Genomic DNA, 10,670 nt, shown 5'->3' on the forward strand with positions numbered 1-10,670 from the left:
TGAAGATAATATTCCTAAAAAAAATAATTTTGTTCCCATTTTTGCTTGGTATGTCTCTTTATCAGTATATAAGTCTCTAAAGTAAACTAATGGCGAACCGCTTGAACCAGGAAAGGCAGCGATATCAACTAAAAAAGATTTTTTACCGTTAAAATCTAAATAAGGTGAGGTGGCGGTTATACCTTCTCTAGTAATTGGTAGATTGTTTTTTTTATCCCACAAACCATTAGGATATCCTATCATCCAAACTTTTTCAATTGGTTTTAATTCTTTTTTTATTTCTGAATCGTCGAAAATTACATCTTCATTTAAAGAAATAGTATATAGTTTTATGTTTTTTTTGGATAATTCATAGTAAATATGATCTACTGGAATTGCTACTAAATCAATGTCTTTATTCGGGTGCTTTACCACATGTAATGAATCATTAGGAATAGATACTATTTGTAAAGAATTATAATCAGGTTCATTATCTTTTTCTTTTTTAAAAAACAACCTTATTTCTTTTGCGCCTTCAACAACATGTTTGTTAGTAATAATTACACTTATTTCTTTTGGTAAATTTGTTTTTAAATAGAAAAACATTCCACTTCCGGTTTTAATTTGGGTTTTATTAATAACAGCTTCAATTCTTATTGTATTGTTAAGTAATTGTTCTGTTATATGCATTGTTTTTTGGCTAAATAATTTAGAACAGATAAAGAAGAGAATAATTATATATAAAGGCTTTATTTTTTTCATGTTGAAAGTAAATTTAGATTAATCCAACTTATCAGTCAGTTTCTCAAATACTTTTTTAGCATTTTTCCCTTCGTATAAAATATCGTAAACGGCATCAATAATAGGTGTTTTGGCTTTGTAATCTTGGTTTAGTTTCCAAGCGCTTTTTGTAGCATAATAACCTTCGGCAACCATACTCATTTCCATTTGAGCTGATTTTACCGTGTATCCTTTCCCAATCATGTTTCCAAACATTCTATTTCTAGAAAACACCGAATATCCTGTAACCAACAAATCACCTAAGTAAGCTGAATCGTTTATGTTTCGCTTCATTTTGTGTACTTTGCGAATAAATTTCTTCATTTCGCGAATCCCATTACTCATCAAAACCGACTGAAAATTATCACCATAACCCAAACCATGCGCAATTCCTGCTGCAATGGCATAAATGTTTTTTAGCATGGCAGCATATTCGGTTCCTATAATGTCATCGGATATTTTTGTTTTAATGTAATCCCCAGATAAGTATTTAGCTACAACTTTAGCTTTATTAGCATCTCCACAAGCAATAGTTAGATACGATAATCTTTCTAGAGCTACTTCTTCAGCGTGACAAGGACCAGTAATAACACCAATGTTTTCGAAAGGAATATCATATATTTTATTAAAATGTTCTCCAACAATAAGACTGGTTTCTGGGACAATACCTTTTATAGCTGAAAAAATGATTTTGCCTTTCAGACTTTCGGTCATTTTCTCAAGTTCTCCGCCCAAAAAAGCAGATGGAATCGCAAAAATGATATAATCGGCATAAGCAACCGCTTCGTTAATATTGGAGGTTAGTTTTAATTTTTTAATGTCAAACTCAACTGAACTCAAGTAGTTAGGATTATGATGGTGTGTTTTTAGATGTTCAATAGCATCAGTATTTCGCATATACCAAGCGACTTCGTCTAGATTTACACACAACATTTTTGTAATTGCTGTTGCCCAGCTTCCGCCGCCTATTACAGCAAATTTTGGATTTGAATTCATTCTTTATTAATTCTAATTATTAAATACCTGTTCGGTGTAATTAATTTATATTTTTTTTTACCATGTAGCCCCGATAGCTATCGGGACATAGCTTTTGTGAATTTTATTAAGACGTTTTGCTTTTATTCTAGTAAAGCATAGGTTTGTTATAACTAGCAATCTAATGATCTTTCATCTATTATCTATATTATTTTGTCTTTGTAATTAGTCGTTTGTAAATCGTGGATCGGTTTCCATTTCGTGATTACAATTGTTGCAAGTTCGCAATGCTTTAGAATTGTAAAAATGTTTGAAGTGTTTTTGAAAGTCTTTTTCGATATCATTTAAACCAAAGTAAACTTCGTATAGTTTATGGTTGCAGTTGTCGCAAAACCACAACAATCCATCTTTTGCCTCAGAATCAGTACGTTTTCTTTCGATAACTAATCCTATTGAACCTTCAGAACGAACAGGAGAATGTGGCACTTTTGCGGGATGCAAATACATATCACCAGCCGATAGTTGCATGGCTATTTTTTGGCCATCTTCTTGAATATAAACTGTTATAGTTCCTTCTAGCTGATAGAATAATTCTTCGGTTTCGTTATAATGATAATCTTTTCTGGCATTTGGTCCAGCGACAACCATAACGATATAATCGTCAGAATCTATATATAAATTTTTGTTTCCAACAGGTGGTTTTAGCAAATGACGATTTTCGTCAATCCATTTGTTGAGATTAAAGGGTTTTGCAATTGCCATAGCATATAATTAAAGTATAAAGTTACTACTTTTTTACTTCAATCCATCTTGGATTAAAAATTTGTGGAACTTGTTTTGGGTCGTTTTTATAAATGGTTATTCTTCCGTAAGCAAAAATAATTTTGTTTTTTAAATCTTCAATCTTAATTTTTGAAGTTTCTAAGTAAGCATTTGTAACCACAATTGTAAATAAAGCATCAGGGTAAGCAGCATCAATATTAATATAGTTTACGGTTTTTCCTTCAGAAGCAAGTTTGTAGGAAACCACTTTTCCAGTTACACAAGCTAGATTATTTATATAATTCTTTGCATTTGCAGTGGTAATGGTATCTTGAGAAAAGCTATTTAGAGAAAATAGTATTGTAAAAAGGGCTAATAAATTTTTCATGCAGTTTTTTCTTTAATAACAAAGGGCTGGAAAACCAACCCTTTATTAAACTAAAATCTATTTTGCTTCTTTAATTAAGTAGATATATACTGGGAAGTGGTCACTAAATCCTACTTCCGTTTGCGTATGTCTTAGCGGATAACCTTTATATTGACCCGTGGTGGTAATTAGAAAAGACTTATTATAAATTCCTGCTTTCCAATACCTCCACGAAGAATAATCTTCTTTTATGAATGGTTGAGTACACATTATAATATCAAAAATATCCCAAGCATCGCGGTAGCCAATCGTTCCCATACCTTTGTTGGCCATGCTTTCAAACGGATTGTAAACTCCTTGAGGTTGCACCTCTGGTTTTTTACCTTTAGCGCCTATTTCAACTTTTACACTTTTATTAAAACTACCATCATTCAAATCTCCTAAGATGATAACTTTTGCTTCTGGGTTAATTCTTTGCAGCGAATCTGTTATTTTTCTAGTTAATGCTGCAGCAGCTTCTCTAAGCGGTGCGCTTTTCTTTTCTCCACCAGATCGTGATGGCCAGTGGCAAACGATAACATTGATTTCTTCGCCATCTAATAGACCAGTAACTAATAATTGGTCACGAGTATATATTCTTTTATCCGATATTGTTGTTGCAATTACATCATCTGTTTTTTCCTCGGCTTCTTTTTTGCTTTTAGATTTATCATCTTTTCTATATATGTATAAAGGTACATTTACATAACTGGTAGGTTGAAAATGTTTTTTTTGGTATAATAAAGCTACATCAATCCCACGTCTATCAGGAGAGTCAAAATGAATAATTCCGTAATCTTTATCAATTAGTTTAGGTTGTTTGATTAAATCTTCCAAAACACCTCGATTTTCAATTTCTGAACCTCCAATTAATGCAGGAGAGTTTGGGTTTTCACCGCTTCCAATTTCTGATAAAACACGACTTAAATTAACTAATTTCTTTTTGTATTTTTCTCCTGTCCAGTTCTGAGCACCACTAGGCAGCCACTCTTCGTCATTATTCGGATTGTTTATGGTATCAAAAAGGTTCTCGAAATTATAAAAAGCAACAGTTTGAACTGCAAATTTTTTACTTTGACCATGAACAAAAAAGCTTATTAACGTGATAAACAAGCAGATAAATTTTTTAATTTTCATATTTTTGTATTAACTAATTATTAATTGTGTTGCAAAATTTACGCCAAAAGTAAATAATATTATTAAATAATGTACATTTGTCGCCGCAAGAATTGAAACCTTGCAATAAAAAGAGAATTAATTTTAATTTTATTTATGAAAAAACTTATTTTTAGTACATTATTCGTAATGCAAGCTATTTTAGTTTTTGCTCAGCAACCTACTGGAATTACTGGTAAAGTGGTTGATGCTAAGACCCAAAAGCCATTACAAAATGTTGTTGCTTCGATTCAGAACACAAGTTTTACTCAAGTTACAAATGCTGAGGGAAAATTTACTTTTGTTGGACTTCCAGTTGGTGGTCAAATGTTACAAATAAAAAGTGATGGTTACAAAAACCAATTGCTTATGATCGAAATATTTGCAAATCAAATGCTTGATTTAGGGGTTGTTGTTTTAGAGGAAGACATTACTCAGGAACAACAAATAAATTTAATTACCATTACCGAAAACGATTTAGGTGATGATAACAGTGGGTCGGAAAGTACTTCGGGTTTGCTACAAGCATCTCGTGATGCTTTTCAACAAGCTGCTGCTTTCAACTGGGGTTCTGCTCGTTTTAGGATGAGAGGCCTTGATAATGATTACGCAACTACCATGATAAATGGGGTTGTGATGAATAAAATATATGACGGAAGACCACAATGGAGTAACTGGGGAGGATTGAATGATGCCACACGTAACCAGGAATTTACAACAGGATCGGCTCCATCGGACTATACTTTTGGAGGAATTTTAGGAACTCAGGAAATAAATACCAGAGCATCTATCTACAGACCAGGATCGCGTATCTCTTTTTCAGGAGCAAACACAAATTACAATTGGAGAATGATGGGGACTCACGCTTCTGGAATGCAAAAAGATGGTTGGGCGTTTGTGGTTTCTGCAGGAAGACGGTGGGCTCAAGAAGCTTATTTTGAAGGTACAACATATAACGCTAACTCATTTTTTGCAAGTGTTGAGAAAAGAATTAACGAAAAACATTCCTTAAACTTCACGTCTATATACGCTTTGAATAGTAGAGGTAAAAATTCGCCAAATTCTGACGAAATTAATGAACTTGCTGGTATACAATATAATTCATACTGGGGATTACAAGATGGGAAACAAAGAAATTCACGTGTAAAGAGAACCGAAGAGCCAATCTTAATATTAACTCATTATTGGAAGATAAATGACAAAACTAATTTAAACACAAGTATCATGCACCAGATAGGGAGTATTGGTAATAGTCGTTTAGATTATCAAAGTGTTGACAATCCAGACCCTACTTATTATAGAAAACTACCTAGTTACTATACTTCTCTATGGAATCCTGATGATTATACTGATTTTCAAGGGGATGACCAAGTTAATATAGATTTAGCTAAAACGGCTAGTTTTTTAACTAACAGACAAATTGATTGGAATGATCTTTACAATACCAATCGCGCTTCTTCAGATGGACATAGTGCTTATATCTTATATGAAGATAGAACCGACGACAAATTATGGACGGCAAATACAGTTCTTAATTCACAACTTGCAGATAACATCTCAATGAATGCAGGTGCAACTTTTAGAAAATTAAAATCACATAATTTCCAAAATTTACTCGATTTATTAGGTGGTAATTATTTTGAAGATTATGATAATTTTCAGGCTGGTGATGAGCAACAATCAGATTTAAATAACCCTAACCGAAAAGTTGTTGTTGGTGATTCTTTTGGATATAATTATAATTTATTAGCCAATACTGTTGATGTTTTCACTCAATTCAAATTCACTTATAAAAAAGTAGATTTTTACTTAGGGCAAACATATTCTCGTAATCAATACCAAAGAGAAGGATTATACAAAAGTGGTTTATACCCAACTAATTCTTTTGGAAAAAGTGCTAAATCAACTTATGAAAATTTTGGTTTCAAAGGAGGTTTAACATACAAAATGACAGGAACTCATCTTTTAAACTTCAATGGAGTTTATATGACGAAAGCGCCTTCATTAAGAAATGTTTATCCAAATGCTAGATTAAATGACAATGTAATTAATGATTTGCAAAACGAGAAAATCTCAAGTGTAGATGCTAGTTATATTATTAGAACACCTAAATTTAAATCTAGATTAACGACTTACTTCTCACAATCTAAAAATGGTACTGAAACATCATTCTTCTTTGGAGAAGGTATTTTTGGAGATGATGGTGGAGATGGTGGAGATGCATTTGTTGCTGAAACAGTTACAAATATCGAAAAACAAAATATTGGTGCAGAATTAGGTTTAGAGTACCAAATTACATCAACAATTAAGTTGACTGCAAATGCAGCATACGGCGAATACACTTACAATAACAATCCTACTGTAACACTTAATAATGATAATTTAGCTTCTCCAACAAACACTAATCCAATTGTTGAGTTTGGAACAGCAAAACTAAAAGGATACAGATTACCAGGTGGACCACAAACTGCAGCTTCTTTTGGAATTGAGTATAGAGACCCTCACTTCTGGTGGATTGGTGCTAATGGAAATTATTTAGCAAACAATTATTTAGATATTGCACCATTATTAAGAACGAATAATTTCTTTAAAAACCCTGCTGACCCATTCGGGTTGACTTTCCCAGAAGCTACAGAAGAAAGAGCTACAGAATTATTAAAACAAGAACAGTTTGCTGATTTTTATTTAGTAAATTTAACCGGAGGAAAATCATGGAAAGTAGGTAAACAAACTTTTGGGTTATTCGCAACTATAAATAACGCTCTTGATGCCAAGTACAAAACTGGTGGTTTTGAACAAGCAAGAAATGCTAATTATAGAGAATTGAATCAAGATGTTTCTAGCGGAACACCTGCATTTGCTCCAAAGTACTTCTATGGTTACGGAAGAACATATTTTGTTAACTTATATATTAACTTCTAAAAAAATATGATTATGAAAACAAATAAAATAATAATGATATTGGGAGTAGCAACCTTATTAGGTTTTGCTAGTTGTTCACCTGAGCAGGATATTAAAAACCCTGATTTTACACCACTTACATTTGCAGAAGATTTTTCTGTTGGTGCTGTAGATAATACAGAACTAAATACACAGGGATGGTTTAATTATGCTGAAGTTGGTACTGCTAAATGGAGAGAACAGATATATAGTAGTAATCCTTACGCTGAATTTAGTTCATTTTCATCAGGAAATGCTATCAATGTGGGATGGTTAATTTCGCCAGCTATTAATATGGATCTTCAAGATAGAGAAACGTTAGTTTTTCAATCTGCACAAAGTTATGTTAGTTCTTCTGCAAATTCGTTAGAGGTTTTTATTTCTAAAGATTTTAATGGGACTAATGTATTAACTGCAACTTGGGAACCTTTGACTGCAACTTTACCATTAACAACTAGTGTTTATTTTCAATTTATAAACTCAGGTGAAATAGATTTGTCTGGTTATACTGGAAATATTCATATCGCTTTCAAGGTTAAAGGATCTGGAACAAATCTTGCATTAGACGGTTCTTATCAAGTGGATAATATTAGAATCTTTAATAAAAAATAATCATACTACTATGAAAAATATAATTTTTAAATCAATCTTTTTATTCTTATCAATTGGTTTTATAACTGGTTGCGTAAATGAAGATTTTCCAGCTCCAACAGATACATTAAAAACGTATGAGTTTACCACTACAACTACCGTACCAGCTGTTTCAACTGCAGCTACAACCACTCCTGTTTTGTATGTTACAGATGACATTATTGAAGCCTATGTAACATCAAGTGATGAAAAAGGTAATTTTTTCAAATCTATTTCTTTCCAAACACTTCCAGTTGCAGGTTCTGCAGTCGGTTTCAGTGTGTCTATTAACGCTTCAACCTTATATGGTAAAGGCTTTACACCGGGTAGAAAAGTATATATCAAACTAAAAGGATTGTATACTGCTAAAGTTGATGGATCTTTAAAAATTGGTTTCTTTTTTGAAGGAGGTATTGGAAGAATTCCAGAAAATGTATGGAAAGATTTTTTATTCCCATCAGTAACAATTGTAAGTGAAGAAGATCTAGTTAGAACAATGACTTTAACTGCGGCTTATGCTAGTACTGCTATTGCAGATGCTAATCAAAATACTTTAATTGAGTTGGATCCTGTTCAATTTGCTGAAAGCTCAATAAACAGAACTTATTATGATGTAGATTCTGGAGGTGGCGCAACAAATCATTCTATGATGGCAACTACAGGTGGTACTGCACAAGTAATTCGTTTTAGTAGTTTTGCTCCTTTTACAGGAAATAGAGTTCCGTCAGGGAGTGGTAAAATAAGAGGTGTCCTTACAAAATTTGGTTCTACTTACCAATTTATGGTTCGTTATGAACATGATATTAAATTGACAAATCCAAGAGTTGATGATGCTCCACCTATTGTAGGAAATGCAAATGTTTTTGCAGGAACATTAAACGAACCTTTCACGAGTTATACAATTACCAATCAAACTAATTTCCCTAAATACATTAATGATGCTAAAGTAGGTTCAAGATACTGGCAACTAAAAACTTTTAGTGGTAATAAGTATATTGAAATGTCATCTTTTGGTGGTGGTGGAGTTACTGCAAAAACTTATTTCTTAGTGCCAGTAGATTTCACAGCGGCAAATACATTTACATTTAAAAAACTAGCTAGGTTTTATGCTGGTAGTACACCTTTGCAAGTGTATTATGTTAAAGCAACTGATTATGCTCCAGGTAGTATAATTAATCTAAGTGCATTCACCAATATAACATCTAATTTTACAATTTCTTACCCAGCAATTGGATCATCGGAAACAGTTTTTACTTCACCAGGATCATATGCTATTCCTGCAAGTTTAACTGGAAATGGTTATTTTGTTTTTGAATATTCGGGAACGCCTACATTAACAACGACTATACAAGTTGATGATATTGTTATCAACTAAATATTTTCAATACTATACTAAAAGAGCTACATTTCTGTAGCTCTTTTTTTATGTGCAAACTTTACAATACCGCCTTTCGAGAGTTAATAGCATCAGTAAAGGTATCAATCTCTGTTAGCTCTAAAGTAATTTTTGTTAAAAAGTATATGTTAGTAACTATAATCGTTGAATGTTCAGAGAAAAATTAAATTGATAAGCAATCTTCACAAGATAGCAAGCAGGATACCAAAGTATACTTTACAAAAAAAGAGTTGCCTATAGCAACTCTTTTTTATATAATTTATTAGAAATATATTATAACTGCGGCCCCGCTTTTACCAAGTTTTGACCTTCTTCATTATCTGTATATTGCACAAAGTTCTTAATAAATCTTCCTGCTAAATCTTCTGCTTTTGTAGTCCATTCTGAAGCATCTGTATAGGTATTTCTTGGATCAAGAATTTCAGAGTTTACTTCGTGTAATGCTGTAGGAACTGTAAAGTTAAAAACAGGAACGACTTTAGTTTCTGCTTTTTCGATAGAACCGTCAAGAATAGAGTCAATAATCGCACGCGTATCTTTTATAGAAATACGTTTTCCTGTTCCGTTCCAACCTGTGTTTACCATATAAGCAGTTGCTTTATGTTCTTCCATTTTCTTTACCAATTCTTTTCCGTATTGTGTTGGGTGAAGCGATAAAAATGCTTTTCCGAAACAAGCGGAAAAAGTAGGTTCTGGTTGTGTAACTCCTCTTTCGGTTCCAGCTAATTTTGCTGTAAATCCTGAAAGAAAATAATATTTAGTTTGTTCGGGTGTTAACTCAGATACTGGTGGCATTACTCCAAAAGCATCGGCAGTTAAGAATATTACTTTTGTTGCGTGACCTGCTTTAGAAACTGGTCTTACAATATTGTCTATATGGTTAATTGGATACGAAACTCTTGTGTTTTGAGTAACTGATCCGTCTTTGAAATCTATTTTTCCGTTGGCGTCAACTGTTACGTTTTCCAGCAACGCGTCTTTACGAATAGCCTTATAGATGTCTGGTTCGTTTGCTGCGCTTAAATCGATTGTTTTGGCGTAACAACCACCTTCAAAATTAAAAACTCCGTCGTTATCCCAGCCGTGTTCGTCATCACCTATTAATTCACGTTTTGGATCTGTAGACAACGTTGTTTTTCCTGTTCCTGATAATCCGAAGAAAACTGCTACATCGCCAGTTGCTCCTTTATTCGCAGAACAGTGCATAGAAGCCATTCCTTGAAGTGGTAAATAATAGTTCATCATAGAGAACAAGCCTTTTTTCATTTCACCTCCGTACCAAGTTCCGCCAATTAATTGGATTTTCTCAGTTAAGTTAAAAGCGACATATACTTCAGAATTTAATCCGTGAGCAGCATACTCTTTGAAACTTGTTTTAGAACCATTCATTACTACGAAGTCTGGCTCACCGTATACTTGAAGTTCTGCATCAGTAGGACGAATAAACATATTTTTTACAAAATGTGCTTGCCAAGCCACCTCAACAATAAAACGAACTTTCAATCTTGTGTTTTCGTTAGCGCCACAAAAAGTGTCTACTACAAATAATCTTTTGCAATACCACCATCGATCGCGGCGCGATCGAAGATACGGTTATCGAGACGGGTGTTAAGCTGGATAATCAAATTCAAATCGGCCACAACGTTC

The 10,670-nt window shown here is 33.1% G+C and carries 8 protein-coding genes and 1 pseudogene; 3 read left to right on the forward strand and 6 right to left on the reverse strand.

The features are described from left to right. From ACHZC3_RS07405 to ACHZC3_RS07425, 5 genes are all read right to left on the reverse strand, one after another. On the reverse strand, positions 1-669 hold a 669-nt coding region (locus tag ACHZC3_RS07405; protein WP_394759227.1), incomplete at its 3' end, for a serine protease. Between the two features lie 90 nt (positions 670-759). Continuing rightward, positions 760-1,755: an NAD(P)H-dependent glycerol-3-phosphate dehydrogenase gene (locus tag ACHZC3_RS07410; RefSeq protein ID WP_394759228.1), complete on the reverse strand. Its 996-nt coding sequence runs from the start codon at positions 1,753-1,755 to the stop codon at positions 760-762. 204 nt (positions 1,756-1,959) lie between these two features. Then, positions 1,960-2,496: a 3-hydroxyanthranilate 3,4-dioxygenase gene (locus ACHZC3_RS07415; RefSeq protein ID WP_394759229.1), complete on the reverse strand. Its 537-nt coding sequence runs from the start codon at positions 2,494-2,496 to the stop codon at positions 1,960-1,962. Between the two features lie 25 nt (positions 2,497-2,521). Next, positions 2,522-2,884 (reverse strand): hypothetical protein, encoded by a 363-nt coding sequence (locus ACHZC3_RS07420; protein WP_394759230.1) that lies wholly within the window; start codon positions 2,882-2,884, stop codon positions 2,522-2,524. 57 nt (positions 2,885-2,941) lie between these two features. Further along, on the reverse strand, positions 2,942-4,039 hold the full coding sequence (locus ACHZC3_RS07425; RefSeq protein ID WP_394759231.1) for an endonuclease/exonuclease/phosphatase family protein: 1,098 nt from the start codon (positions 4,037-4,039) through the stop codon (positions 2,942-2,944). Positions 4,040-4,174: 135 nt separating this feature from the next. Between ACHZC3_RS07425 and ACHZC3_RS07430 the strand changes: the two genes are divergently transcribed. From ACHZC3_RS07430 to ACHZC3_RS07440, 3 genes are read left to right on the forward strand one after another with little or no spacing between them, the layout of a single operon-like run. Then, positions 4,175-6,979: a carboxypeptidase-like regulatory domain-containing protein gene (locus ACHZC3_RS07430; protein ID WP_394759232.1), complete on the forward strand. Its 2,805-nt coding sequence runs from the start codon at positions 4,175-4,177 to the stop codon at positions 6,977-6,979. A gap of 12 nt (positions 6,980-6,991) precedes the next feature. Then, positions 6,992-7,609 (forward strand): choice-of-anchor J domain-containing protein, encoded by a 618-nt coding sequence (locus ACHZC3_RS07435; RefSeq protein ID WP_394759233.1) that lies wholly within the window; start codon positions 6,992-6,994, stop codon positions 7,607-7,609. A 10-nt stretch (positions 7,610-7,619) separates the two neighbouring features. Then, positions 7,620-9,002: a DUF5689 domain-containing protein gene (locus tag ACHZC3_RS07440; RefSeq protein WP_394759234.1), complete on the forward strand. Its 1,383-nt coding sequence runs from the start codon at positions 7,620-7,622 to the stop codon at positions 9,000-9,002. A 294-nt stretch (positions 9,003-9,296) separates the two neighbouring features. Here the strand turns inward: ACHZC3_RS07440 and pckA are convergent. Beyond that, positions 9,297-10,577, reverse strand: a pseudogene (gene pckA / locus ACHZC3_RS07445) (phosphoenolpyruvate carboxykinase (ATP)); the annotation flags it as partial. Between the last annotated feature and the right edge of the window lie 93 nt (positions 10,578-10,670).

The organism is Flavobacterium sp. (assembly GCF_043720215.1).
Classification (GTDB): Bacteria; Bacteroidota; Bacteroidia; order Flavobacteriales; family Flavobacteriaceae; genus Flavobacterium.

Excerpts from the sequence above, each read along its gene's own strand:
- ACHZC3_RS07410 (WP_394759228.1), bottom strand. The coding sequence starts at position 1,755 with ATGAATTCAAATCCAAAATTTGCTGTAATAGGCGGCGGAAGCTGGGCA.
- ACHZC3_RS07415 (WP_394759229.1), bottom strand. The coding sequence starts at position 2,496 with ATGGCAATTGCAAAACCCTTTAATCTCAACAAATGGATTGACGAAAAT.
- ACHZC3_RS07420 (WP_394759230.1), bottom strand. The coding sequence starts at position 2,884 with ATGAAAAATTTATTAGCCCTTTTTACAATACTATTTTCTCTAAATAGC.
- ACHZC3_RS07425 (WP_394759231.1), bottom strand. The coding sequence starts at position 4,039 with ATGAAAATTAAAAAATTTATCTGCTTGTTTATCACGTTAATAAGCTTT.
- ACHZC3_RS07430 (WP_394759232.1), top strand. The coding sequence starts at position 4,175 with ATGAAAAAACTTATTTTTAGTACATTATTCGTAATGCAAGCTATTTTA.
- ACHZC3_RS07435 (WP_394759233.1), top strand. The coding sequence starts at position 6,992 with ATGAAAACAAATAAAATAATAATGATATTGGGAGTAGCAACCTTATTA.
- ACHZC3_RS07440 (WP_394759234.1), top strand. The coding sequence starts at position 7,620 with ATGAAAAATATAATTTTTAAATCAATCTTTTTATTCTTATCAATTGGT.